This is a genomic window from Luteimonas lutimaris (genome assembly GCF_039537065.1).
Taxonomy (GTDB): domain Bacteria; phylum Pseudomonadota; class Gammaproteobacteria; order Xanthomonadales; family Xanthomonadaceae; genus Luteimonas; species Luteimonas lutimaris.
This window is the reverse complement of the sequence record NZ_BAAAZU010000031.1, coordinates 181,839-207,304: the sequence shown is the minus strand read 5'-3', so window position 1 is coordinate 207,304 and position 25,466 is coordinate 181,839. Positions and strand designations below refer to the sequence as shown.

The following is a 25,466-nucleotide window of genomic DNA, read 5'->3' as shown; positions in this document are numbered from 1 at the left end:
GCGATTGCGCCGCCGCCCGGCCGCTGCGTCAGCCGGCGTCCGCTCCCGCGCCGCCAAGGCCGCGCTGGGACACCTTGCGCTGCTCCAGTGACTGCGCCTGGCGCAGTGCGCGCCGCGCCGCCCAGTCGTTGCCGAGCTTGCGGTAGGCCTCGGCCACGCTGCGGTGGAACTCCGGCTGGTTCGGCAACAGGCGGATGGCGCGCCGGTAGTGCGACACTGCGACGTCGTACGCGCCGAGCCGCATGAGGTCCTGCGCCATCAGGAACTGCGAGAACGGGTCCGAGGCCTGCGCGCGCTGCAGCCGCTGGTCGTACCGGTGCGCAAGTGCGGCCTCGCCCGCGGTGCGGTACAGGCCCACCAGGTTGCCGAGCGCGCCGATATGGTCGCGGTCCAGCTCAAGCGCGTGCAGGTAGGCCTGTTCGGCGGCGTCGCGCCGCCCGGAGCGCGCATGGATCACGCCGGCGTTGCTCCAGATCGTCGCGCTGTCCGGGTCGAGCGCGAGCGCCGTCGCGATCTGCGCGCTGGCGGCGGCGTGGTCGCCGTGCTGCAGGCGCTCGACCGCATTGTTGTTGTACAGCAGCGCCACCAGCTGGGCGTCGGGGATCCGCCGCGGCCTGCGTTCGGCAACCACCGAACGCCAGCCGACGTCGACCGTGTACTGCGTCCCCTCGATGTCGACGCCCGCCTTGACGTGCTTGGCGCGGAACACGGTGTCGTCGACGACGCGAATCGCAAGCGCGTCCTGCGAGGCCTGCGCGTAGGCATTGATGCCGACCGAGCGGGCCAGGGCAATGAACATCATGGTGAACGAGAGGCAGTTCACCTTGCGCTGCGCATGGCTGCCGGAGATGTCGTAGGTGGGCTGTTCCTGGTAGTGCAGGCCGAGGCCGTCCTCGGCGACCATGAATTCGAACAGCCGGCGCACGCGATCGAGTTGGGGGATCCCGGCACGGTCGAGTTCCAGCGCCGCGACCGCTTGCCGCAGGTCCTCCGGCACCGCCATGGCCGCCTGCACCCGGGCGTCCTCCTGCGACGCCCGGGACGGTGCCGCATCGGCATGCAGCGCAATGCCGCCGGAGCAGGCGAGCAGCAGGACCAGCAATGTCCGCAGCATGGCGCCTCCGCAGCGGAGCCGCGTCGCTCCGCGTTTCCCATCGAGGCGGCCAGTATGCCCCGACGGGCATCGGGAACAAGTGCGGGGATCGGTATTGGGCGGCGCGGTGGGAGGCTCGCGGCTGTCGAGCGGATGGAGCGTCCGAATGCCCGTACCCCGGATGCTGCGCCGCACAACGGCTCGCGCGCGACGATACTGTTCCAGCCGGTGGCGTATGGATACACTGTGACGATGACGTCGACCACAACGGCACCGGCATCCGACAAGCCGGAACGCAAGGGGCGCCTGAGCGCCGAGGACTGGGCCCAGGCTGCGCTGGACCTGATTGCCGAGCATGGCGTGGCGGCGGTTGCGGTCGAGCCGCTGGCGCGCCGGCTCGGCGTGACCAAGGGCAGCTTCTACTGGCACTTCCCCTCGCGCGACGCCCTGCTGCAGGCCGCGCTGGAGCGCTGGGAAAGCATCGAGCAGGAGGCCGTGTTCGGCACCCTGGAGGCCATCCCCGACCCGCGCGAGCGCCTGCGCAACCTGTTCCAGCTGGTGGCGCACGAAGCCAAGTCGCACGTGATCTACAGCGCGCTGCTCAATGCGCTCGATCATCCCACCGTGCAGCCGGTGATGGAGCGCGTGTCGCAGCGCCGGCTCGAATACCTGACCGCCTCCTTCCGCCAGGCCGGCCTGGGCCGCAGCGACGCCCAGCACCGCGCCCGGCTCGCGTACGCCGCCTACGTCGGCTTCCTGCAACTGCAGCTCCAGCTGCAGAACTCGCGCCCGCCGCGCGAGGAGTTCGAAGCCTACGTCGAACACATGATGGCGACGCTGATTCCACCCCTTCCCGTGCAAGAGAGCAGCCAATGAACGCGAGTCCCCTTCCTTCCTCGACCCCCAGCTCGCTGGAGGCCCTGAATGATTGGGTCGCGGAGGTTGCAGCCCTGACCAATCCCGACAGCATCCACTGGTGCGACGGCAGCGATGCCGAGTTCGACGCACTGGTCGCCGGGATGCAGGCCGACGGCACCCTGCTGCCGCTCAACCAGGACACGCACCCCGGAAGCTGGCTGCACCGCTCCGATCCGGACGACGTCGCCCGCGTCGAGCACCTGACCTTTGTCTGCTACGAGAAGGAAGAAGACGCAGGCCCCAACAACAACTGGATGGCGCCGGCCGAGGCGCACGCGAAGATCGACGCGCTGTTCGACGGCTGCATGCGCGGGCGCACGATGTACGTGATCCCGTACTGCATGGGGCCGATCGACTCGCCGCTGTCGCGCTGCGGCGTCGAGATCACCGACTCGCCGTACGTGGTCGCCAACATGCGCCTGATGACGCGCATGGGTGCCGACGCGCAGGCGCGGATCGAGCGCGAGGGCAGCTTCGTGCGCGGCCTGCACTCGACCGGCGAGCTGGATCCGGACCGCCGCTACATCATGCATTTCCCCGACGAGCTGAGCATCAAGTCCTACGGCTCGGGCTACGGCGGCAACGCGCTGCTGGGCAAGAAGTGCCACGCGCTGCGCATCGCCTCCCACCAGGCGCGCAGCGAAGGCTGGCTGGCCGAGCATATGCTCATCGTCGGCATCGAGAACCCGCAGGGCGAGACCCACTACATCGCCGCGGCGTTCCCCAGCGCCTGCGGCAAGACCAACCTGTCGATGCTGATCCCGCCGGACGCCTATCGCGAGAAGGGCTGGAAGGTCTGGACCGTCGGCGACGACATCTGCTGGATGCGTCCCGGCGAGGACGGCCGCCTGTACGCGATCAACCCGGAGGCGGGCTACTTCGGCGTGGCGCCGGGCACCTCGGCGAAGTCCAACCCGAACGCGCTGGCGTCGATCCAGCACGACACCATCTTCACCAACGTTGCGGTGACCGACGACAACCAGCCGTGGTGGGAGGGCCTGGACGACCGCGTGCCGGCCAGGGACTGGCAGGGCCGCGATTACGTCGCCGGCGGCGGCAAGGCCGCGCACCCGAATTCGCGCTTCACCGTGAGCGCGAAGCAGTGCCCGTCGTACTCCCCGCAGGCCGAAGCCGCGCAGGGCGTGCCGATCTCGGCGATCGTGTTCGGCGGCCGCCGCGCCTCGCTGGTGCCTCTGGTGTTCGAGGCCCGCGACTGGACCCACGGCGTGCTGGTCGGTGCCTCGATGGGCTCGGAAACCACCGCCGCGGCGACCGGCCAGGTCGGCGTGATGCGCCGCGACCCGATGGCGATGAAGCCGTTCTGCGGCTACAACTTCGCCGACTATTTCGGCCACTGGCTGTCGTTCGACAAGCCCGGCGCGCAGCTGCCGAAGGTCTTCCACGTCAACTGGTTCCGCAAGGGCGACGGCGGCGATTTCCTGTGGCCGGGCTTCGGCGACAACCTGCGCGTGCTGGAGTGGATGATCGGCCGCGTGAAGGGCGAGGCCGGCGCGGTCGACACCGCGATCGGTGCACTGCCGCGGCCGGAGGACCTCAACCTGGACGGCGTCGAGCTGTCCGACGAGGCGCGCGACAAGTTGTTCGGCTTCGATCCGGAGGGCTGGCGGAGCGAGTTCGACGGGATCGGCGAGTACCTGGCCGGATACGGCGAACGCGCACCGGAAGCACTGCTGGCCGAGCACGCCCGCATCGCGAAGCGCCTCGGCGGTTGACCGTGCCGGTGGCTGTGGGAGCGGCCCTGGCCGCGATGCTCCTGTCGGTGAACCCGTCGCGGCCAGGGCCACTCCCACCGGGCTTCGGGGCGATGCGGCCTGGCTTGTGGGGCGGCACGCGGTGAGCCCGCCCGCGCAGTTGCCGCCGCACTTGCAGCAGGCGTTCGGCCAGGCGATGGTGCTGGCCGCGCGCGGCGACCTGCGCCAGGCGACCGACCTCATCCTGCGCGTGCGCGACGGCGCCCCGGACTCGGTGGAAGCAACGACGCTGGCGTCGGTGCTCATGCTGCAGCAAGGGCGCTACCGCGCCGCGCGCCGGCTCGCGCTGCAGGCGTCCACGCTGCGCGTGCAGCCGGGCGACCTGCTGCGCATCGCGCGCCTGCTGCGCCGGTTCGAGGAGTCCGAGGCGCTGGAACGCGTGTTCCTGGCGACGGCGTGGCGTGAGCTGGATTCGGCGCCGGCGCTGGCCGAAGTGGCGCAGCTGCTGGGCTTCAGCGGCCTGTACGAGCTCGCGTTCGAATGCCTCGCGCAGGCCGGTGCGATCGATCCCGCGTCGCCCGATGTCCATTACCTGCGCGGCCTGTTCAGGATGTTCTCCGGCGACATGGCGGGGTCGCGGGATTCGGTCCGGCGTGCACTCGAACTCGAGCCGCGCATGGTCAACGCGCACTGGCTGCTGTCCATGCAGGAAAAGGCGGATACCGCGGAAGGGCACATCGACGCCATGCGGCGCGTCATGGGCGCCGCGGAGCCGGGTTCGGAAGCACGCGCCGGCTTCGACTATTCGCTGCATCACAGCTACCACGCCCTCGGCCGCCACGACGAAGCCTGGCAGGCGCTGGCACACGGCCATGCGACCCTGCGTAGGCTCACCCGTTACAGCCGGCAGGAACAGGGCGAACTGGTCCAGGCGCTGGAGCACATGGTGCTGCCGGCGTTCGAACCGGCGCCCGCGCCGGACGGCCAGACCGGTCTGATCTTCATCGTGGGCATGTTCCGCTCCGGCACCACGCTGCTGGAACGCCTGCTGGCCGGGCACCCGGACGTCCAGGACGGCGGCGAGACGTCGACGTTCAGCGCCTGCATGCGCGATGCCACCGATTGCGACAGCGACCAGCCCCTGTCCCCGGCGATCGTGGCGCGTGCCCCGCACGCGGACTTCGCCGCGGTCAGGGCGCGCATGCAGCAGTTCGCCAACTGGCGCGCGCCGGGCAAGCGCTGGCTGACCGAAAAGCTGCCCTCCAACTTCCTGCACATCGGCTTCATCCTGCATGCGCTGCCTGAAGCGCGGATCCTGCACATGCGCCGGGACCCGGTCGACACCTGCTTTTCGAACCTGCGCACGCTGTTCCGGGGCGGCGCACCATATGCGTGCGACCAGGGAGACCTGGCCGACTACTACCTCAAGTACCGACGCCTGATGGCGCACTGGCATGCGGTCGCGCCGGGCAGGGTGCTGGACGTGGACTACGCGCGGTTCGTCGCCGATCCCGAAGCGCAGGCGCGCCGCGTGATGGCGCACTGCGGGCTGGACTACGTGCCGGGCGCGCTGGACATCGGCAGCCGGCAGGGGATGGCGGCCACGGCCAGTGCCGCGCACGTGCGGCAGGGCGTGCTGAAGAACCGCGGCCAGGCATGGAAGCCGTACGAAGCGCAACTGCAGCCGCTGATCCGCGGGCTGCGCGAAGCCCTCGAAGACGACGCGGGCGGGAAAGCGGGCGCCGCCGGCTGACCGGGTCCCGCGGCGGTCCGGGTGGGCCGCGCGCCATGCCTCTCGTTGCGGAACCGGGTCTTCCGGATCCGCCGTGCCCGGTGGCCGGGCATCCCGGCAGCGACGGCTTTCGCCAGACCGTCTTCCACAAAAAACTACGGCCCCTTTCGGGGCCGTAGCAAGTGCAGCAATGAAGCGTTCGATCAGAAGCGCTGCTGGTACTTCATGTACCAGAAACGGCCGATGTCGAAGCCGCCGTAGTAGGCAAAGCTGCTGTTCGGCTGCGAGAACATCTGCGGACCGGCGTGGTCGAAGATGTTGTTCGCACCCAGGGACGCGGTGGCGTTCCAGGGCAGCTTGACCGAGAACTGCAGGTCCGAGAACGTGTTGGAACCGGTGTAGTTCAGCGGATCCGCGGCACCGTAGACGTCCAGGTGGTCCGGGGTGTCGCAAGGCTTGCGGACGTCCGTGGTGCAGCCTTCCTTCATGCCCGAGTAGTAACGGGCCATGTAGGAGATCGAGTAGTCGCCCATCTCCCAGTTCACGCCCAGGTTCGAGCGGACGCGGAAGACGCCCGGATAACCGACGTTGCCTTCCCAGCGGGTTTCCGGCGCGTTGTCGGCCAGCGTGTCGTACTTGCTGACGTAGCTGCTCTGCCAGTTGATGGTGAACTGGCCGAACGACGTTTCCGGCATGCGGTAGTTGACGCCGAAGTCGTAGCCCTCGGTTTCCGTGCCGCCGGCGTTGGTCAGGCCGTAGAACATGTCGGTGATGACGCCGTCGGCATTGCGCACGATGCCTTCGCAGCGCGAAGTGACGCCGGCCACGTAGCAGTCACGCAGGATGTTGTCGACGGAGTCCGAGACGATGCTCTGCTCGATCTTGACGTTGTACCAGTCCAGGCTGAAGGACAGGCCATCGGCGAAGTTCGGGCTCCACACGATGCCCGCGGTCTTCGAGGTCGCCATTTCCGCCGTCAGGTTCGGGTTCGAACCGTTGGTGAACTGGTAACCCGTCTGGCACGGGTAGGTCGTGCAGGGCGCGCCTGCCTGGCCGATCTGGACGTAGTCGGCCGGGACGCCGGCTGCGGTGCAGGCCGCACCGCCGTTGCCCGGCTGGCCCACGGCGCAGGGGTCGGTGTAGAACTCGTAGCTGCCGCCGGTGCCGCCGTACAGGTCATTGATGGCCGGGGCGCGGAAGCCGTCGGCATAGGTGGCGCGGACCAGCAGGCCGTCCATCGGACGCCAGCGCATCTGGAACTTGTTGTTGATCGTGTCGCCGAAGTTCGAGTAGTCCGAATAGCGGCTGGCAACGTTGAACGTCAGTTCCTTGGCGCCCGGCACGTCGGCCAGGACCGGGATCTCGAGTTCGACATAGGCTTCGTCGAGTTCGTACGAACCGGCAGTGGTGGTCGCCGGCAGGCCCGTGCTCTGCGCCGTCTGGTTGACCGCGTCGGGGACGAAGCGGCCCTGCTCGCGACGGTGCTCGATGCCGACCGCCAGACCGAGGTCGCCGGCGGGCAGGCTGAACAGCGTGCCGGCCAGGTTGGCGGTGTAGTCGGTGGTCTTGGTCTTGCCGTGGTCGTGGTACTCGGGGAACAGGTAGGTCTGCAGGGCAGTGTCGCCCAGCGAACCGTCACCGGCCTCGCCGTACGGCAGGAACGGGTTGAACGGCATGCATTCGCCGGCACCGTAGGCGCCGCCAAACGGGATCGGGTTGGCGGCGGTGCCGCACTCGACCCGGCCAGTCTCGGCGTTGTAGAACGACGGGCCGATCGAGGCCTGCAGGGACGGCAGGTAGGCGTCGCCGCGCCCCGTCTTGTTGACGGTGTTCTCGTTGGAGAGGAAGCCGACGTCCCAGTTCCACAGGCGGTCTTCGCCGAACTCCAGGGTGCCTTCCAGGCCCAGGGTCACGCGGAAGGTGTCCAACTGGCTCTGGGTGGTGCGCGGCACTTCCCAGAAGCGGCGCAGCCAGTAGGCATCACCGGCGGTCGGATTCGGGTTGAAATAGCTGTCAGCGGAGACCAGGCCGTAGTAGTACTGGCCCGGGTAGCCGGCGATCTGCTGGTCGGTGGTGCGGCGGTTGTAGCCGATGTCGGTGGTGAAGCGGATGGTATCGGTGATGTCGTAGTAGGCGCTGGTGAACAGCGACTTACGTTCGATGCCCGTCTGCACCATCATCTGCTCGTTGGCGTTGGCCTGTTCGGCGGCAGTGATGTCGTGGTAGTTGGCAGGGTTGCGCGGGTCGGAGCCCTTGTCCAGCGTGCACAGGCCGCTGGCGCAGGACGGATCCGTGAAGTCGCCGGCATCGTTGACATTGCCCAGCCACAGGCCGTTCTGGCTCACCAGGCTCCAGCCGTCGTACGGGAGGTCGGGGCTGTTGCCGTACTTGGAGAACTCGCGGTTCTTGCCGTAGACCGGATCGTCCTTGGCGTATTCGGCGCTGACCGTGATGCCGCCGCGGTCGTTGCTGGCGCCCAGGGTCACGCTGTAGTTCTGCTTGGCTTCGCCTTCGTCGAACGCACCGATGTAGCCGTTGAACTCGGCGCCTTCGAAGTTGCGGCGGGTGATGACGTTGACCACGCCGGCGATGGCGTCGGAACCGTAGATGGAGGAGGCGCCGTCCTTCAGGACTTCGATGCGCTCGATGGCGGACATCGGCACCTGGCTCAGGTCCTGCAGGCCGTTGGTGTCAACGCCCAGGCGCTTGCCGTTGAGCAGCACCAGGGTGCGGTTGGCACCGAGGTTGCGCAGATCGATGTAGTAGCCACCGACGCTCTCGCCGGACGACAGGGCGTCGGCGCGGCTGATGGCCGGCGAACCGGCGGAGGTCAGGTTCTGCAGGATGTCGGCGACGGAGCTGAAGCCCTGCTCCTCGATCTGCGCGCGGCTGATGGTGATGATCGGCTGCTCGTTTTCGATCTCGGCGCGCGGGATGCGCGAACCGGTGACTTCGATGCGATCGAGCGTGGTGGTGGAATCCTGGTCGCTCGAGGTGTCTTGCGCGAACGCGACACCGCTACCCATCAGGGTCGTGGCGCTCACGGCAAGCACCATCGAAATGGCGTCGCGGAGCTTGGTGGTCTTGAGGGTCATCTCTCTCTCCAAACGTGGAAAAGCTCGGGTAAATCCCATGAGAACCTTGCCGGATGGCGTCAAGAAAGACCCCAAGCTCCGGTAAGGCTGCGGCGATAGTAGTCCGGCTGGCCGAGAAATTAAAGTGTCGTTAACAAACGGGTTTTCGCAGGCAGGGCTGTTGAAAACAGTACTCACCGGTACTGTTTTGCATGCGGGCGCAGGCGCAGCACATGATGAATGGGCGCGCGGCGACCGCATTCAGGTGGGTCTCGCCGCTGCTGCTTTGCACAACTGGTGACGCAGGCCGGAGCCGCGCCCGGCAGGATTCTGCGGCGTGCATCACATTAATAATGTATGGATCGGAGAATTGCCGACGTCACGCGCAGGCATCATCCGCGCCGCATGCCCGATGCCGGGTGGCGCTGGTGGGCTGGTGATGGCGTTTGCAGGGCGCGCGGGGCGCCCGGCAGGTCAGAGATCCTGCTCGTAGCGCACGTAGGGGATGGCGCCTTCGTCCTGCTTGCCGTCGACGCTGGGCGAGAACGGGTTCTTGCCGCGGGTGACGAGGTTGTCGGCGCCGACCGTGAGCTGGCCGCTCCAAGGGGTGCGCCAGGTCAGGCCGATGCCGAGGCCTTCCCACTGCTGCTGGCCGGGGGTGCTGACCACCTGGCCGATGATGCTGGCGCCGAAGTTGCCGTAGGCGCCGCCGACCGAGAGGGTCTTGCTGTCCCAGTTGTCGGCAATGCCCGACGGGATCTCGCCGCTGGCCACCAGCTGCGCCCTGGCCATGGTGCCGGCGATCGAGACCACGCCTTCGCTGCCGATGTTCTTCTGCGCGAAGACGGTCAGGTCGTTGATGTTGACGTCGCTGCGCTGGTTGCCGTTGGGCGTGAGCCAGTTCGGCAGGTTGGCGCGGCCGCTGCCCGCGGTGACGCCGACGCTGCCGCCGGGGCGGCTGAAGGCGGCCGTGGCGCTGGCGTGGTGGCTGTCGTCGCCGTCGCTGATCGAACCGAGCATGCAGTTGTTGACCAGGCTCGACAGCGCGCTGCCCATGGCGCCCTTGCGGCTGCACAGCAGGGCCAGCGAATCGCCCGCTTCGAGGCCGAAGGCCGCGTCGAGCTCGTTCTTGCCGCCGAAGCGCCAGCGCGCGCCGGCCTGCTGGCCGTCGGCCGGTTCCAGCAGCAGGTAGCCGCCGATCTCGTTGCCGGCGTCCTTGTAGATGATCGGCAACACCGCGGTGTTGGCCGGATCGGCCTTCGCCTTCGACTGCGCGTGCGCGCCCGTTGCCGCGCCGAGGGCGAGCAGGGTGGCGACCGACAGTTGGACGAGGTGCTTGCGCATGGGACTTGGATCGACCCCTTTCTCCAGTCGAAGTTCCCGCAGTCGCGGGGTCCTTGACTCTATCCGATTTATGTTTCTTTAACAATCCCCGGAAACTGTCCGGTTCACTGAAGGCCCCCGGGCGCCGGGGTGTCCGGGCCGGGGCGGCTGAACAGTGCCTCGACCTCCCCCGGACTGAAACTGTACGCCTGTCCACAGAACTCGCAATGGATATCGGCGCTGCCGTCGATGACCGCGGCCCGGGCTTCGTCGGGACCCAGCGATTCGAGCATCGCCGCCACCCGTTCGCGCGAGCAGGAGCAGGCGAAGCGCAGCGGCCGGTCGCCCAGCAGGCGGACGCCTTCTTCCGGGAACAAACGCGCCAGCAGGGTTTCGGCCGGCCATTGCAGCAGCTCGTCCGGGCGCAGGGTGTCGAACAGCATGCCGGCGCGGTTCCAGCCGTCGTCGTCGCCTTCGTCGCCGGGCAGCTTCTGCAGCATCAGCCCGGCGGCCTGGCTGCCGTCGGCCGCCAGCAGCAGGCGAGTGGGGAGCTGCTCGGACTGCCGGAAATACTGTTCGAAGGCGGTCGCCAGCGAGTCGGCCTCCAGCGCCACGATGCCCTGGTAGCGGACCGGTTCGCGCCCGGACAGGCCGCGGTTCTCGATCGTGATCGCCAGCATGGCGTCCGCACCCAGTTCGCGCAGGTCGCGCGGGACCGGGGACGGGTCGTCCCCGGCGAGCCGGGCGATGCCGCGCACGGTGCCCGCCGCGGTGCACTCGGCAAACAGCGTGCGCAGGCGCCCCGGCCCGCGCAGCTGCACCGACAGGCGGCCGTCGACCTTGACGTGGCCGGTGAACAGCGCGGCGGCGGCCGTGGCCTCGCCGAGTATCTCGGTGACCGTCGGCGGGTAGTGGCCGCGTTCGCGGACCTGCGCCCAGCTGTCGGACAGGTGCACGCGCACCCCGCGCACGCCCGCGCGGTCGAGGAGGAAACGGGTCAGGCGGTCGCTGTCCTGCGGCTGGTCCGTGCAGTCGGTGGCCATGTGGTTGGTCGATTCCCTGGTGGGCGGCATCGCGGATAATGCCTTGGTCGCTGTCATGGGAATCACAGGTGGGGACTGCAGCACGAATGGGCAAGCGCGCCGGGGCGTGCAGGTGATGGCGCCGCGCCGCGGGCGGCGATGGCTGCATTGGCTGTGGAAGCTGCCACTGCTGCTGCTTGCGCTGAGCGTGCTGCAGGTGCTGGTGCTGCGCTTCGTCGATCCGCCGTTCAGCGCCTTCATGGCCGCGCGCCAGGCGCAGGCGTGGATGGCGGGCGACGGGTCGTTCCGCATCGCCTACGACTGGCGTGACCTGGACGACATCGCGCCCAGCCTGCCGCTGTCGATGATCGCGGCCGAGGACCAGAACTTCGCCCGTCACCGCGGCTTCGACCTGGAGGCGATCGAGAAGGCGCGTGCCAGCAACGCCCGCGGCGGCAGGCTGCGCGGGGCCAGCACGATCAGCCAGCAGGTGGCCAAGAACCTGTTCCTGTGGAACGGTGGCAACCGCGTTTCGCGCTGGGTACGCAAGGGCGCGGAGGCCTGGTACACGGTGCTGATCGAGGTGTTGTGGCCGAAGACACGGATCCTGGAGGTCTACGCCAACGTCGCCGAGTTCGGCGACGGCATCTACGGCGCGCAGGCCGCAGCGCGCAGCTACTGGCGCCGGGATGCCGCGCGCCTGACCCCGGCGCAGAGCGCGACGCTGGCGGCGGTGCTGCCCAACCCCAAGGGCTACAGCGCCGCGCGGCCCGGGCCGTACGTGCAGCGTCGCGCGCGCTGGATCGAGAACAACGTGCGCCGGATCGGCGGCACCGCTTATCTCGAACGCCTTGATTGAGGGGCAGCGCGGTCCCGCGACGCGCTACGATCCGCCCATGCCCCGCGAACCGCTCACCGTCGTCGTCGCCGCCTTCAACGAGGCGCAGGCCCTGCCGTCGCTGCACCCGCGCATCGCCGCGGTGCTGGACGGGCTGGCGGGCGAGGTCGACGGCCGCGTGCTCTATGTCGACGACGGCAGCCGCGACGGCACGTGGGACGTGCTGCGCGGCATCGCCAACGGCGACGCGCGGGTGTCGCTGCTGCGGCTGTCGCGCAACTTCGGCAAGGAGGCGGCGCTGACCGCGGGCCTGGACCGGGTCGAGCAGGGCGCGGCCATGATCCTCGACGCCGACGGCCAGGATCCGCCGGAGTTGATCCCGGAATTCGTGGCGAAGTGGCGCGAAGGCCACGACGACGTCCACGGCACCCGCAGCGGACGCGAGGGCGAGGGCTGGGTGAAGAAGACCACCGCGCACGTCTTCTACCGGCTCATGCAGCGGCTTTCGCGCACGCCGATCCCCACCGACACCGGCGACTTCCGCCTGCTGTCGCCGCGCGCGCTGGCGGCGCTGCGGCAGCTGCGCGAGCGGCACCGGTTCATGAAGGGGTTGTTCGGCTGGGTCGGCTTCCGCCAGGTCGCGATCGAGTACCGGCGCGAGCCGCGGCTGGCAGGCAGCAGCAAGTTCAGCCTGTGGCGGCTGTGGAACTTCGCGCTGGAAGGCATCACCAGTTTTTCGACCGCGCCGCTGCGGCTGGCCACCTACGTCGGCGTGGCCACGGCGCTGTTGGCGTTCCTGTATGCGGTGTGGATCGTGGTCAAGGCGCTGCTTTGGGGCGACCGGGTGGCCGGTTACCCGAGCATGATGGCGGTGATCCTGTTTCTCGGCGGCATGCAGCTGGTGGCGCTGGGCATGATCGGCGAATACCTTGGCCGCCTGTACGAGGAATCCAAACAGCGGCCGCTGTACCTGGTCGATAGCTGGCATCCGGGATCGGAGGTATGCTCGGGCGGTGTCCACCACCGGGGAGACTCCCATGCGTACGGTACGGCACCTGCTGGAAGGGAAGAGTCCGGAAGTCTTCGCGATCGGTCCTGATGCGCCGGTGATCGACGCGGTCCGCCTGATGGCGGAGAAGGGCATCGGCGCGCTGCTGGTGATGCAGGGCGGCCGCCTCGCCGGCATCCTGTCCGAACGCGATTACGCGCGGAAGGTCGTGCTGCAGGGGCGTGCATCGTCGACCACCCCGGTGCGCGACATCATGACCGTCGACGTGGTCAGCGTCGGCCTGGACGACACCGCCGAACGCTGCATGCAGATCGTCACCGAAAGCCGCATCCGCCACCTGCCGGTGGTCGACCGCGACGCGGTGCTGGGCGTGGTGTCGATCGGCGACCTGGTCAAGGCCGTGATCGAGGACCAGCAGCACGAGCTGGACCAGCTGCAGCGCTACATCGCGTCCTGATTTCCGTCAATCGATTTTCCCGCGATCGCGGGAGGCCGGAAACGGCAGCAGTCAGGACGTTTCCCCGCACGCCAGTTCGCGCGCGCCGTCCTGCTGCGACAGGTGCGCTGTGGCCGCGCCGGTCGACGCCGCGTCCGCAGTGTCCGCATCCGCGGAAGCGGCTTCCACCGTGAAGTACAGCGTGTCGCCGGTGTAGACCTGCGGCTCGCTGCCGGCGACGGGCGAGAGAAAGTGCTGCTGGCCGCCCGGCAGCGACACGCGCGCGTCACCGTTGGCAAGCACGGCGACGGTGGTGCCGGCCTGGCAGTCGAAACGGCGCAGGACGCCTTCGTCATCCCGTGCGGAAGCGGCGGCATCCGCGGGCGCGCCGGCTGCAGGCTTGTCCGGCGCGGGCGCCGGTGGCGGGGCGTTGTTGCCGCAGCCTGCGAGGCAGGCCGCCAGCAAGGCTGTCGCAAGGGTGGGGAGCGTGCGCACGTGGCCTCCGGGCGGGATTGCAATCGTGCGCGCGGAGTGGTCAAGCGCAGGTGACGCCCCGCGGCCGCGCGTCTACTTCGCGTACTGCCCGCCGCAGCCGCTGTCCTCGCCGCCGCCCAGATCGATGGTGGCCAGCAGCGCCGCTGGCGGGGCGATGCTGCCCAGCGCCACCGCGATTGCGCCGCGCAGGCCGAGGCGCTTGAGGTCGGGCCGGAACGAAGGGTTCTTGAACGTGCCGTCCACCACCAGCGGCGAGCGCAGGGTCAGGATGCTGCGGTCCTTCGGCCGCGGCTTGAGCAGCAGGTCGAGGGTTTCGTCGCGCAGGTTCACCGTGCCTTCGCCGACGATGATCGTGTCGGTGGTGTCGAACGCCAGTGCGCGCGAGGTCATCAGGCCGTCCTTGACGCCGAAGTCGCCGAACGCGCAGCGGATCGGGACCTTGTGGTCCTTGCCGATCAGGAATTTCAGCGACTCGTAGATGTCGATGCCCGCCAGCTCCATCAGCAGGTTGCTGACCTGGCCACGGCCCATGCCCAGCACGATGTCGCCGTCGGCGCTGCCGAGCATCTGCGCGATCGAGTTGCCGGTGCCGGTAATCGCGACGTGGCCGCCGAGCTTGCCGATCGCGTCGTCGGTGAGCTTGGCGTCGGGGAACAGTTCGCCGAGGTTGAGGCCGCTGGCCTTGATGTCGGCGCGGGTACGGATGGTTTTCTCGCGCGCATCCATCTGGATGGTGGCGCGGATGTCGCCGCCGGCGACCCCGAAGTCCAGCGGGTCCAGCCGCAGCAGGCCGTTGTCCAGCTGCAGGTGCGCGTCCATCTCGTCCAGCGGCAGCGATGGCGCGTTGATGCGCTGCGCCTTCAGGCGCACGTCGGCGTCCATCGCGCGCAGCTTTTCCAGCTGGTACGGCGTGTCGGGCAGCAGCTTCGGGTTCGCCTCGCGTTTGGCGGCCAGTGCCTGGAGCTCTGGGTTGGTCGTTTCCCCGCCGCCTGCCTGCGGTGCGCCGCCGATGAAGCCGGCGAGGTCGTCGAAGTCCAGCCGCCTTGACACCAGCTCCGCGCGCAGCATCGGGCGCGCGCCGCCGGTTTCCACGCTGGCGGTGCCGGACAGGTCGCTGTCGCCGACCTTGCCCTCGAAACCTTCGTAGCGCCAGGTGTTGCCGTCGCGGATGAAGCGCCCGTCCAGCGCGTACGGTGGCGTGGGCGGAAGCGAGATGCCCAGCAGCGGGTAGAGGTCTTCGAGGTTCTTGCCCGACAGCGCCATGCGCAGGTCGAAATCGCGCAGCCGGAACGGATTGACCAGCGTGCCGCGCGCGTGTGCCCGGGTCGCGCCGGCGGCGGCGCGCAGGTTGATGCGGTAGGGCGTGTCGGTCTGCTGCAGTTCCAGCGGCGATTCGGCGACGCCTTCGAGGGTGAAGCGGTTGCCGGACCACTTGCCGCCGCCTTCCACTTCCACCGGCGGCGCATGGCCGGCCTTCCTCGGCTTGCGGCTGGCGACGTCGACGTTGATGTCGGTGCCGTTGGCCGCGTCGACGAACTGCAGGTGGCCGTCCTCGATCCAGATCCTCTGCAGGCGCGGCGGATCGCCGTCGCCCGGCGCCATGCCGAAGTCCCAGTTGCCGCCGCCTTCGGGGCCGGTTTCCAGGCGCACGTCGGGTTTGTCGAGGCGGATCTGCGGGACGACGATGTCGCCGCGCAGCAGCGCGAAGGGACGGATCTGCAGTTCCAGCCGGTCGGCGCTGGCCATCCGCGCCTGTTTCGACCACTCGGCGTTGCCCAGTGTCAGACCGCCGGCGCGGATCGTGGTGACGCGGCCGAGGTCGACGTCCAGGTCGCCGGCGATCTCGAAGCTGCGCCCGGTGCGTGCTTCCACTGCGCGTTCGACCGGACCCTTGAACCAGTTCCAGTCCCACAGCAGCGCCAGCACCACCAGCGCCACCACCACGGCGGCGAGCACCGTGAGCCACGGATACCCGGTGACGGCATCGCGCGCGCGGCGGCCTGCTGTGGGAGTGGGGGACTGGGGCACGCGCCCACTGTCCGGGCAGGCGGATCAAGCAGCAGTGAACGCCGTCAGCGGCGATTCATCGCGGCGGCAGCACCTGCGCCATCACCGCGACGTAGTGGCAGACGCTGCCGGCGATGCAGAACAGGTGCCAGATCGCGTGCGAGTAGCGCAGTGATTCGCGGTGGTAGAACACCGTGCCCAGCGTATAGAACAGGCCACCGGCGACCAGCCAGCCGAAGGTCCAGTCGTCGAGCGCCGCCATCACCGGCTTGATCGCCACGATCACCAGCCAGCCCATCGCAACGTAGATCGCGGTGGACAACAGCCGGAAGCGGCCGGTGAAGAACAGCTTGAACACTACGCCGGCGATCGCCAGCGTCCAGATCGCCGCGAACAGCGACCAGCCCAGCGTGCCGCGCAGGCCGACCAGGGTGAACGGGGTATAGGTGCCGGCGATCAGCAGGTAGATCGCGCAATGGTCGAACACTTTCAGCCGCGGCTTGGCGACCGGGTGCGAGACCGCGTGGTACAGGGTGGAGGCGACGTACAGCAGCAGCAGGCAGATGCCGAACACGATCGCCGCGGTCAGCTGCCAGCCGTCGCCGTGCAGCGCGGCCAGCGCGATCAGCACCGCGCCCCCGGCCAGCGCCGCCGCCGCGCCGACGCCGTGGGTCAGCGCGCTGGCGAATTCCTCGCGTGGATCGTGGACGATGGCGGGTGCAGCGTGCATCAGGGCACCATGCGCCGACGGGGTGGAGTAATTACTCGGTGGCCTTGTCCGGATGGCATTGCAGGCGTTCCTCGGCGCCGGTGGACAGGATCACCGTGTCGCCCTTGTCCTGGCGTTCGAGCCCGATCTCGCTGCCGACGAAGACGTCGTCCTCGCCGTCCGAGGCGGACTCGGCCCTGGGCAGGGTCACGTTGCGGCCGTCGGGAAGCCGGATCCGCGCGTGACCGTCGAGCCAGGCGACCGCCAGCCGGCTGCCGTCGTCGCAGGCGTAGCCGACCTCGCCGTCGCCGGGGCTGCTGTCGCCGGGAGTGTCGACGGCCTTATCCGCGGCAGGGGCGGCAGGGGAGGGCGTCGCGGGCGCATCCGGCCCGGACTGCACGGCCGCGCGTCGCGCGGGGTCCTCGGGTGCCGGGCCGCAGGCGCTGCAGGCGAGTGCGATGGCGAGTGCGGACGGAAGGAGAAGTCGCGTCATGGGGGATTCCCGCTGCAAAGGGAACCCCGAGTCTGGACGATGCGCCGCGGTCGCGAAGTGACGGCCGCGGCGGGGGAGACCGGCCCTCAGCCCGTGCCGGCGGTGTAGGCCTGCTCGCGCGTGGCCAGGAACTCCACGCCCGGCGCGCGCTCCTGCGCCAGCTGCAGGTTGACCCGCGTCGGCGCCAGGTACACCAGCTCGCCGGCGCCGTCGATGGCCAGGTACTGCGCGTTCTTCTCGCGGAATTCCTCGAGTTTTTTCGCGTCGTCGCAGCGGATCCAGCGCGCGGTGGCCACCTGCACCTGCTCGAACGCCGACTCCACGCCGTATTCGTCCTTGAGCCGGTAAGCGGCCACGTCGAACTGCAGCACGCCCACCGCGCCCAGGATCAGGTCGTTGCTCATCAGCGGGCGGAAGAACTGGGTCGCGCCTTCCTCGGCCAGCTGCGCCAGTCCCTTCTGCAGTTGCTTGAGCTTGAGCGGGTCGCGCAGGCGCGCGCGACGGAACAGTTCCGGTGCGAAGTTGGGGATGCCGGTGAACGAGATCGCCTCGCCCTCGGTGAAGGTGTCGCCGATCGAGACCGTGCCGTGGTTGTGGATGCCGATCACGTCGCCCGGCCAGGCCTCGGCGGCGATCTCGCGATCGGACGCCATGAACGTCAGCGCGTTGGCCAGCTTGACCTCCTTGCCGCTGCGCACGTGGAAGGCCTTCATCCCGGCGACGAAGCGCCCGGAACACACGCGCATGAAGGCCACGCGGTCGCGATGCATCGGGTCCATGTTGGCCTGGATCTTGAACACGAAGCCGCTGAGCTTCGGCTCGGCCGGTTCCACCGGGCGCGTGGTGGTTTCGCGTGGCCGCGGCGCAGGCGCGTGGCGGACGAAGAAGTCCAGCAGCAACTGCACGCCGAAGTTGTTGACCGCCGAGCCGAAGAACACCGGCGTCTGTTTGCCGGCCAGGTAGGCGTCGACGTCGAACGGGTGCGAGGCGCCCTGCACCAGTTCCAGCTCGTCACGCACCTCGCGCAGCATGTCGGCACCGATGCGCGCTTCGAGCTGCGGGTCGTCGATCGAGGCGAAGATGGTCGAGTCCTGGCGGGTGAAGTTGCGCCCCGGTTCGTACAGGTGCACCTCGCCACTGACCAGGTGCACCACGCCTTTGAGGCGCTTGCCCATGCCGATCGGCCAGGTCACCGGCGCGCACTGGATGCCGAGCACGCTTTCGACCTCGTCGAGCAGTTCGACGGGGTCGCGGCCCTCGCGGTCGAGCTTGTTGATGAAGGTCATGATCGGCGTGTCGCGCATGCGGCACACCTCCATGAGCTTGATCGTGCGCTCCTCCACGCCCTTGGCCACGTCGATCACCATCAGCGCCGAGTCCACCGCGGTGAGCACGCGGTAGGTGTCCTCGCCGAAGTCGGCGTGGCCGGGGGTGTCGAGCAGGTTGACGATGCGCTCGCCGTAGGGGAACTGCATCACCGAGCTGGTGACCGAGATGCCGCGTTCCTTCTCCAGCGCCATCCAGTCGGAGGTGGCGCTGCGCGAGGTCTTGCGCGACTTGACCGAGCCGGCCATCTGGATGGCGCCGCCGAACAGCAGCAGCTTCTCGGTGAGCGTGGTCTTGCCGGCGTCCGGGTGCGAAATGATCGCGAAGGTACGGCGGCGGGCGGCTTCGGCGGCGACGTCAGGCATGGCGAAAGCGCCAGCTGGCGCGACGGGGAGGCGGGAAGGATGCGGATTATACGGGCTGCGGAATCAAAGCCCCCGCCTCAGCCCTCCCCTGCGAAGCGGGAGAGGGGCTGGAACCGGGTCATTCCCCGTTGTCCGCCGCCGGTTCGCTGAAGCGCAGGATGCCGCCGGGGCCGAACATCCGGAAGCGGATCGATTCCAGGTGCATGCCGCGGTTGGCCTGCACGGCGAAGTGCAGGTGCGGGCCGGTGCTGGCGCCGCTGTTGCCGGACACCGCGATCGGCTGGCCGCGCCGCACGCGCTGTCCCGGGCGGACCAGCGCGCCGCCGGGCTGCAGGTGGGCGTAGACGGCCATGCTGCCGTCGCCGTGGAGGATGCGGACGAGGTTGGCGCGGCCGTGGCCGGCGCCGGCATCATGCATTTCGACCTGCATCACCACGCCGTCGCGCGCCGCCAGCACGGTGGTGCCCGGCGCGGCGGCGAAGTCCACGGCGTGGCGGTTTTCGGCGTCGGCATGGCTGTAGCGGCCGCCCCAGGCCTGCTCGACGCGCGGCGCGATCGCGTGCAGCGGGAACAGGTACTCATAGTCGGCCGGGCGCGCGTTGACGCTGCCGGGCACGACCTCCAGCCGCAGGCCGAGCCCCCCATCGCGCGCGCCGGGCAGGCGGTGCACGCGTGCGACCAGCGCGCTCGCGCCGGCGGGCACGGTGGCGCGCGCCGGCAGCTGTGGTTCGCCGACCATGTCGCCGCGGTCGCTGTGCAGCATCACCTCCACCGGGCCGGCGAGGGTGTTGTCGGCCCAGGCCAGGTAGCCGCCGTCCGCGCCTTCGATGCGCAGGCGGACGTCGTCGGACGTGGACGCGGCCGCAACGGACGCGGCGCAGGCCAGCAGCACGCCGACCAGCCGGTGCGCGCGCCTTGGCGTGCCTGTCTGCGCTACTGCGCGCACCGCGAATCGAGCTCCAGCGCGCGCACCACGTCGCCCAGGTCGAACGCCGTCACGGCCTTGTCGTCGTGCACGGCGAACAGTGCGCCGAACGGGAATTCGCGCGTCGCCGCCGCGTGCAGTGCGATGCCGTCGGTATGCGCGGTGGTCTCGCCCATGAAGCTGCCGCGCGCTGCCAGCGTGTCGCGGTCGAACAGCAGGAAATGCGTCTGCGGGTAGCGCTGGTCGGCGGCCACCCAGTAGCCGCTGTCGGGCGTGCAGCTCCACAGTGCGACGCCCTCGGCCTGCGCCTCGAACGTGCCGGCGGGCAGCTCGCGCCCGGTGGGCTGGCCGTCGAAGGTGTACTCGCGCAGGTTCGAGGCGTGTCGCATGTCCTCGTCGGCCACCAGCAGCCTGCGCTGCGCCGGGTCGCCGGCGATCGATTCCACGATCCGCAGTGCCATCGACTCGCTGGTGTCGCCGAACGAACCCTCGTCGCGTGCCCGGAAGCGGCGGCCGTCGTCGTCGAAGGTGACGCGATAGCGGCGCACGCGGCGGTCGAGCTGCTCCAGTGGTGGCACCACGTCGTAGTGCTCGCCCTCCATGAAGCTGTCGGTCACGTAGACCTCGTACTCGCCCGGCGCGGCCTCGTGGATCCACAGGCCGTAGGGACTGGTGAGCTGCCCGGCGCCGAACGTGCCCAGCGGCTCGAAGCCCGGCAGTTCGAACACCTGCACCCGGTGGTTGTCGCGCTCGGCCACGAACAGGTGGTTGCCGTACACCGCGATGCCGTTGGGGCGCAGGAACTCGCCCGGCCCGCCGCCCTTGTGGCCGAACGCGCGCAGGCGCTCGCCGCTGTCGGCGTCGAACACCACCAGCGAATGGCTGGACTTGGCGGTGGCGATCAGCCAGGTGCGGCCGTCCGCAGCCGGCCAGGTGGCCAGTGAATCGAGTTCGTCGCCGGGGTTGTCGGCGGAAACGTAGCGCTCCGGCACCAGCGCGGTCGGGGCCGCGGTGGTGGCAGGCGCCGTGGCAGCGGGCGGGGGTGCATCGGAGCGCGTGGCCGGCGTGGTGCAGGCCGCCAGGCACAGCGCGGCGGCGATACTGAACAGGGGGTTTTTCGACATGCGCGGAGTATGCGCGAGGGCGTCGGGGCGGTCGACAGGGCCGGCTCGTGATGTGCGTCGAAGTTTCCATCGCTTCATGCCGATAAAGCGATTGACAAACCGGATCCGGGCAGGCAACCTGCCCGCTCCATCGAGACCGGCTGAGGGACAGGCCCGAAGACGCCGGGGCAACCTGATGGAGCGCTTTTCCTCGCGGAATGCGCTCCTTCGCGGTGCCAAATCCTGCGGGGACCTGTGCGTCCACCGGAAGATGGTTGCGATCCTCCCCCGCGGTGGATGCGCACTCGCCGCCTCGCGGCCACTTCCGGCATGCCCCGCGCAACTCGATGGCCCTTCCCACCATCGGAATGCGCCAATGAGCCTCCTCGAAAGCCCCGCCGGACAGTCCTCCGCCCCACGCTTCCCGCCCGCGTTCGCGCCCGCCGCGCACGACGACGCCGTGCCCGCGCTGCGCGGCCACGTCGACCTCGTCCTGTCGATGCGCCACGCCGGCGTGCGCAGCGTGCGCGTGGCGTTCGAGGCGGTCGGCGCCGCCGATGCGCCGGTGGTGCTGGTCGCCGGCGGGATTTCGGCGCATCGCCACGTCGCCGCCAGCGCACGGTTCCCCGAGGCCGGCTGGGCGAACGAGCTGGTTGGCGCCGGGCGTACGCTCGATCCGGCCAACCGCCGCATCCTTTCCTTCGACTACGTGGGCGCCGACGGCAGCCTCGACGCGCCGATCGATCCGGCCGACCAGGCCGAGGCCGTGCGCGGCCTGCTCGATGCGCTGGACATCGACGTGCTCGACGCCTTCGTCGGCTACTCCTACGGCGCGCTGGTGGGGCTGCAGCTGGCGGCGAACCATCCGGGCCGCGTGCGCCGGCTGGTCGCCGCAAGCGGCGCACACCGGCCGCATCCCTACGCCGCGGCCTGGCGCGCGCTGCAGCGCAAGGCGGTCGAGCTGGGCCAGCTGCAGTGCGCGGACGGGCAGGGGCTGTCGCTGGCGCGGCAGTTCGCGATGCTCTCGTACCGCACGCCCGAGGAATTCGGGCAGCGCTTCGACGCCGCACCCGAACTCATCCACGGCCGCGTGCGCGTCGCCGCGGAGGACTACCTCGACGCGATCGGCGCGCGCTACGTCGGGCGCACGCCGGCCACTGCCTTCCTGCGCCTGTCCGAATCGATCGACCTGCAGCGCGTCGACCCGGCCCGGGTCCGCATCCCGACCACCGTGGTGGCAGTGGAAGGTGACTGGCTGGTGCCGCTGTCCGACGCCGTCGCGCTGGTCGAAGGCCTGGGCACGCTCGGCAAGCTGCGCCTGCTGCGCTCGCACTACGGGCACGACGCCTTCCTCAAGGACACCGACCGCATCGACGCCATCCTGGCGAACGCGCTGCGCGACAACGGAGACAACGCATGAGCTTCCACGACGCTTCGACCGGCGGCGCCTGCCGCGCCCCCGCCACCCGCGCCGTGCGCGCCGGCATCGACCGCGACCAGGCCTTCGGCGCGGTCACCCCGCCGCTGGTGCTGTCCTCCAACTTCAGCTTCGCCGGCTTCAACGACAAGCGGCAATACGACTACACCCGCAGCGGCAACCCGACGCGCGACCTGCTCGGCGAGGCGCTGGCCGAACTCGAAGGCGGCTTCGGGGGCACCATCACGTCCACCGGCATGGCCGCGATCACGCTGGTGCTGCACGCGCTGCTGCAGCCGGGCGACCGCCTGGTGGTGCCGCACGACGGCTACGGCGGCAGCTGGCGGCTGTTCCAGGCGCTGGCGGCCAAAGGTGCGTTCGAACTGGTGCTCGCCGACCTGACCGATCCGCGCGCGCTGGCCGCCGCGCTCACGCCGGCGCCGAAGGTGGTGTGGATTGAAACCCCCTCCAACCCGCTGCTGCGTGTCACCGACCTGCGCTTCGTCATCGATGCCGCGCACCGCGCCGGCGCGCTGGCGGTGGTCGACAACACCTTCCTGTCGCCGGCGCTGCAGGCGCCGATCGAATTCGGCGCCGACGTGGTGGTGCACTCGACCACCAAGTACATCAACGGCCACAGCGACGTGGTCGGCGGCGCGGTGGTGGCGAAGACGCCGGAGCTGCATGAGCAGCTCGCGTGGTGGGCGAACTGCCTGGGCATCACCGGCTCGCCGTTCGACAGTTTCCTCACCCTGCGCGGCCTGCGCACGCTGGATGCACGCCTGCGCGTGCACCAGGAAAACGCGGTCGCGATCGCCGAACAGCTCGACGCGCACCCGGCGGTGGCGACGGTGTACTACCCGGGCCTGGCCAAGCATCCCGGCCATGCGCTGGCCGCGCGCCAGCAGAAGGGCTTCGGCGCGATGCTGGGCGTCGAGCTCGGCGGCGGCGACGACGCGACGCAGGAGCTGGCGGTGCGCGCCTTCCTCGACGGCCTGCAGTGCTTCACCCTGGCCGAATCGCTGGGCGGCGTGGAAAGCCTGGTCGCGCATCCGGCGACGATGACGCACGCGGCGATGTCCCCCGAGGCGCGCGCGCAGGCCGGCATTTCCGACGGCCTGCTGCGGCTGTCGGTGGGCATCGAGGCGCTGGACGACCTGCAGGCGGATCTCGCCGCGGCGCTGTCGCGCGCGCAGGCAGTGATCGACGGCGCCACGCGTCGGCAGGCCGCGCAGGTGGACGCATGAGCAACGTCGTCAGCCTGCCGCTACCCGCCGCCGTCGCGCACGCAGCGCCGCCGCGCGTGGCACTGCTGGGCACCGGCAACGTCGGTGGCGCCTTCGTCGCCCGCTGCGGCGAACTGCGTGCGGCCGGCGTGCCGCTGCCGGCGTTCGCGTGGCTGTCGAACTCGCGCGCACTCGAAGCCTGCACCGGCGATGCGCCGGAGCGCGTGCTCGAACGCCTGCGTGCTGCCCCCGCGCGGGCGGACGCGTGGTCACCCTGGGTGGAAGCCGAGGCGCTGCGCCGGGGCGACATCCTCGTCGACGCCAGCGCCAGCGACCTGGTCGCCGGCTGGCACGGCGAATGGCTGGCGCGCGGCATCCACGTAGTCACCGCCAACAAGCTCGGCGCCGGCGCCCACGGCGATCGCGCGCACGCCATCGCGCACGCCCGCGCCGAAGGCGGCACGCACTACGGCGACGCCGCCACGGTGGGCGCGGGGCTGCCGCTGCTGCGTTCGATCCGCGAACTGCGCGCCGGTGGCGACCGCGTCCACGCGATCGCCGGCGTGCTCTCGGGTTCGCTGGCGTGGCTGTTCGACCGCTACGACGGCAGCGCGCCGTTTTCCGACTGCGTCCGTGCCGCGCGCGATGCCGGCTACACCGAACCCGACCCGCGCGAGGACCTGTCCGGCGAGGACGTGCGCCGCAAGCTGCTGATCCTGGCGCGCGCCGCGGGCATCGCGCTGGAAGCGCACGACGTCGCCGTCGAATCGCTGCTGACGCCCGCGCTCGCCGCGTCCGCGCCGGGCGAGGTCGATGCCGTGCTGTCCACGCTCGACGCACCGCTGCGCGCGCGCCATGCGCAGGCCACGGCGGCCGGCGCGACGCTGCGCTTCATCGCCCGCCTGCAGCGTGGCGATGACGGCCGCGTTCGCGCCAGCGTGGGACCCGAGGCGCTGGATCCGAGCGACCCGCTGGCCGCAGGGGCCGGCACCGACAACCGCGTTGCGATCTGGTCCGACCGCTATCGCGGGCAGCCACTGGTCGTGCAGGGGCCGGGCGCCGGTGCGGAAGTCACCGCCGCCGCGCTGCTGGATGACGTGCTGCGGATCGTGCGTGGCGCCCCCGCGCCTACTCCAGTGCTTCCAACAGCGCCGCGTTGAAGCGCCCAGGTGCTTCCACCTGCGGCGAGTGGCCCAGGTCTTCGAATTCGACCAGCCGTGAATTGCGGATCAGGCGCGCGGCGCGCTTGCCGAGCTCGGGATAGTCGCCGAGGCGTTCGGACAGTTCGGGTGATGCAAGGTCGCGTCCGATCGCGGTGCGGTCGCGCTGGCCGATCAGCAGCGTGGTCGGCACGCGGATGCGCGGGAACTCGTACACCACCGGCTGGTTGAAGATCATGTCCGAGGCCAGCGCCTGGTCCCAGGCCACCGCGGCCTTGCCGGGGCCGGCGTACATGCCGGCGAGCATCGCCACCCAGCGGTCGTACTCCGGCTTCCACTTGCCGCCGTAATAGACCTTGCGCTGGTAGGCCTTGATGCTGTCGAAGCTGGTCTTCAGTTCGCCCGCGTACCAGGCATCGACGTTGCGCCAGGGCACGCCCTCGGCGCGCCAGTCCTCCAGCCCGATCGGGTTGACCAGCACCAGCTGCATGGTGGCCTGCGGATACTGCAGCGCATAGCGCGCCGCAAGCATGCCGCCCATCGAATGGCCCACGACCACCGCGCGCGTGATGCCGAGGGATTGCAGCAGCGCATGGGTGTTGTCGGCCAGCTGGCCGAGGGTGAACTGGTAGCGGCGCGGCTTGCTCGACTTGCAGAAGCCGATCTGGTCGGGGGCGATCACGCGGAAACCGGCATCGGACAGTGCGGTGATCTGCGCTTCCCAGGTCGCCGCGCAGAAGTTCTTGCCGTGCAGCAACAGCACCGTGCGTCCGTTGGGCTCCGCGGCGGGCGCCACGTCCATGTAGGCCATCGCCAGCTTCTGGCGCTGGGATTCGAACTCGAAGCGCTTGACCGGATGCGGGTAGGCGAAGCCTTCCAGCTGCGGGCCGTAGAAGGGCGGTTCCGCGGCGAAGGCGGGGACAGCGGCCAGCGCGAGGGCGATGGCAGCGGCGGGAAGGAATGAGCGACGCATGGAGAGTTCCGGGGACAGGCCGCGTCGAGGATAGGGACGGCGCCGCCGCGGGGCCGTGAAAGTTGCCGGCACGCGGGTTTGTAGGAGCGGCTTCAGCCGCGAGCTTTCAT

General features: G+C 69.9%; 21 protein-coding genes and 1 riboswitch. Of the genes, 9 read left to right on the top strand and 12 right to left on the bottom strand.

Going from position 1 to position 25,466, the window contains the following annotated elements; translation table 11 throughout:
• Positions 1-28: 28 nt before the first annotated feature.
• A complete protein-coding gene (locus ABD679_RS14700; RefSeq protein ID WP_344760756.1) occupies positions 29-1,114 on the bottom strand; it encodes a tetratricopeptide repeat protein in 1,086 nt (361 codons plus the stop codon).
• 231 nt (positions 1,115-1,345) lie between these two features.
• Here ABD679_RS14700 and ABD679_RS14695 point away from each other — a divergent pair, with 231 nt between their 5' ends.
• The 3 genes from ABD679_RS14695 (at position 1,346) to ABD679_RS14685 (ending at position 5,476) form a co-directional block, all read left to right on the top strand.
• A complete protein-coding gene (locus ABD679_RS14695) occupies positions 1,346-1,969 on the top strand; it encodes a TetR/AcrR family transcriptional regulator (protein ID WP_344760755.1) in 624 nt (207 codons plus the stop codon).
• Positions 1,966-3,744, top strand: coding sequence for a phosphoenolpyruvate carboxykinase (GTP) (locus tag ABD679_RS14690; protein ID WP_344760754.1), 1,779 nt, complete (start codon positions 1,966-1,968; stop codon positions 3,742-3,744). The genes ABD679_RS14695 and ABD679_RS14690 overlap by 4 nt, the downstream gene beginning before the upstream one ends.
• A 121-nt stretch (positions 3,745-3,865) precedes the next feature.
• Positions 3,866-5,476 carry a tetratricopeptide repeat-containing sulfotransferase family protein gene (locus tag ABD679_RS14685; protein ID WP_344760753.1) on the top strand — a complete coding sequence of 537 codons (1,611 nt, stop codon included), beginning with the start codon at positions 3,866-3,868 and terminating at the stop codon, positions 5,474-5,476.
• A gap of 182 nt (positions 5,477-5,658) precedes the next feature.
• On the opposite strand, the gene ABD679_RS14680 is transcribed toward ABD679_RS14685, so the two are convergent.
• The 3 genes from ABD679_RS14680 to hslO all read right to left on the bottom strand — a co-directional run bounded on the left by ABD679_RS14680 (position 5,659) and on the right by hslO (position 10,895).
• Positions 5,659-8,511: a TonB-dependent receptor plug domain-containing protein gene (locus tag ABD679_RS14680; RefSeq protein WP_425561919.1), complete on the bottom strand. Its 2,853-nt coding sequence runs from the start codon at positions 8,509-8,511 to the stop codon at positions 5,659-5,661.
• Between the two features lie 492 nt (positions 8,512-9,003).
• Positions 9,004-9,837 (bottom strand): XOO1806 family protein, encoded by an 834-nt coding sequence (locus ABD679_RS14675; RefSeq protein ID WP_344760875.1) that lies wholly within the window; start codon positions 9,835-9,837, stop codon positions 9,004-9,006.
• Positions 9,838-9,977: 140 nt separating this feature from the next.
• The gene (gene hslO, locus ABD679_RS14670) at positions 9,978-10,895 is read right to left on the bottom strand and encodes an Hsp33 family molecular chaperone HslO (RefSeq protein ID WP_344760874.1); all 918 of its coding nucleotides are present in this window, start codon (positions 10,893-10,895) and stop codon (positions 9,978-9,980) included.
• Positions 10,896-11,010: 115 nt separating this feature from the next.
• Here hslO and mtgA point away from each other — a divergent pair, with 115 nt between their 5' ends.
• Genes mtgA through ABD679_RS14655 form a run of 3 tightly spaced genes read left to right on the top strand, consistent with a single transcriptional unit; the run spans position 11,011 to position 13,178 of the window.
• On the top strand, positions 11,011-11,733 hold the full coding sequence (gene mtgA, locus ABD679_RS14665) for a monofunctional biosynthetic peptidoglycan transglycosylase (protein WP_344760752.1): 723 nt from the start codon (positions 11,011-11,013) through the stop codon (positions 11,731-11,733).
• A gap of 37 nt (positions 11,734-11,770) precedes the next feature.
• Positions 11,771-12,811: a glycosyltransferase family 2 protein gene (locus ABD679_RS14660; protein ID WP_344760751.1), complete on the top strand. Its 1,041-nt coding sequence runs from the start codon at positions 11,771-11,773 to the stop codon at positions 12,809-12,811.
• Positions 12,750-13,178 carry a CBS domain-containing protein gene (locus tag ABD679_RS14655; protein WP_344760750.1) on the top strand — a complete coding sequence of 143 codons (429 nt, stop codon included), beginning with the start codon at positions 12,750-12,752 and terminating at the stop codon, positions 13,176-13,178. The genes ABD679_RS14660 and ABD679_RS14655 overlap by 62 nt, the downstream gene beginning before the upstream one ends.
• Positions 13,179-13,229: 51 nt before the next feature.
• On the opposite strand, the gene ABD679_RS14650 is transcribed toward ABD679_RS14655, so the two are convergent.
• From ABD679_RS14650 to ABD679_RS14620, 7 genes are all read right to left on the bottom strand, one after another.
• The gene (locus tag ABD679_RS14650) at positions 13,230-13,652 is read right to left on the bottom strand and encodes a hypothetical protein (RefSeq protein WP_344760749.1); all 423 of its coding nucleotides are present in this window, start codon (positions 13,650-13,652) and stop codon (positions 13,230-13,232) included.
• A 72-nt stretch (positions 13,653-13,724) separates the two neighbouring features.
• Complete coding sequence (locus ABD679_RS14645; protein WP_425561912.1) at positions 13,725-15,680, bottom strand: AsmA family protein; 1,956 nt, start codon at positions 15,678-15,680, stop codon at positions 13,725-13,727.
• A gap of 55 nt (positions 15,681-15,735) precedes the next feature.
• Positions 15,736-16,389, bottom strand: coding sequence for a PAQR family membrane homeostasis protein TrhA (gene trhA / locus ABD679_RS14640; protein ID WP_344760748.1), 654 nt, complete (start codon positions 16,387-16,389; stop codon positions 15,736-15,738).
• A gap of 31 nt (positions 16,390-16,420) precedes the next feature.
• A complete protein-coding gene (locus ABD679_RS14635) occupies positions 16,421-16,861 on the bottom strand; it encodes a hypothetical protein (protein WP_344760747.1) in 441 nt (146 codons plus the stop codon).
• Positions 16,862-16,947: 86 nt separating this feature from the next.
• On the bottom strand, positions 16,948-18,552 hold the full coding sequence (locus tag ABD679_RS14630) for a peptide chain release factor 3 (RefSeq protein ID WP_344760746.1): 1,605 nt from the start codon (positions 18,550-18,552) through the stop codon (positions 16,948-16,950).
• 118 nt (positions 18,553-18,670) lie between these two features.
• Positions 18,671-19,498 carry a M23 family metallopeptidase gene (locus ABD679_RS14625; protein ID WP_344760745.1) on the bottom strand — a complete coding sequence of 276 codons (828 nt, stop codon included), beginning with the start codon at positions 19,496-19,498 and terminating at the stop codon, positions 18,671-18,673.
• A complete protein-coding gene (locus ABD679_RS14620) occupies positions 19,486-20,601 on the bottom strand; it encodes a 6-bladed beta-propeller (RefSeq protein WP_344760744.1) in 1,116 nt (371 codons plus the stop codon). Before ABD679_RS14620 ends, ABD679_RS14625 begins: the two co-directional genes overlap by 13 nt.
• A 124-nt stretch (positions 20,602-20,725) precedes the next feature.
• Positions 20,726-20,858: riboswitch (SAM riboswitch) on the top strand.
• A gap of 98 nt (positions 20,859-20,956) precedes the next feature.
• Between ABD679_RS14620 and metX the strand changes: the two genes are divergently transcribed.
• Genes metX through ABD679_RS14605 form a run of 3 tightly spaced genes read left to right on the top strand, consistent with a single transcriptional unit; the run spans position 20,957 to position 24,383 of the window.
• Positions 20,957-22,000: a homoserine O-succinyltransferase MetX gene (gene metX, locus ABD679_RS14615; RefSeq protein WP_344760743.1), complete on the top strand. Its 1,044-nt coding sequence runs from the start codon at positions 20,957-20,959 to the stop codon at positions 21,998-22,000.
• A complete protein-coding gene (locus ABD679_RS14610) occupies positions 21,997-23,244 on the top strand; it encodes an O-succinylhomoserine (thiol)-lyase (protein ID WP_344760742.1) in 1,248 nt (415 codons plus the stop codon). Before metX ends, ABD679_RS14610 begins: the two co-directional genes overlap by 4 nt.
• Complete coding sequence (locus ABD679_RS14605) at positions 23,241-24,383, top strand: homoserine dehydrogenase family protein (protein ID WP_344760741.1); 1,143 nt, start codon at positions 23,241-23,243, stop codon at positions 24,381-24,383. Before ABD679_RS14610 ends, ABD679_RS14605 begins: the two co-directional genes overlap by 4 nt.
• Here ABD679_RS14605 and ABD679_RS14600 read toward each other — a convergent pair.
• Positions 24,352-25,356 carry an alpha/beta fold hydrolase gene (locus tag ABD679_RS14600; RefSeq protein ID WP_344760740.1) on the bottom strand — a complete coding sequence of 335 codons (1,005 nt, stop codon included), beginning with the start codon at positions 25,354-25,356 and terminating at the stop codon, positions 24,352-24,354. The two genes, ABD679_RS14605 and ABD679_RS14600, sit on opposite strands and share 32 nt — an antisense overlap.
• Between the last annotated feature and the right edge of the window lie 110 nt (positions 25,357-25,466).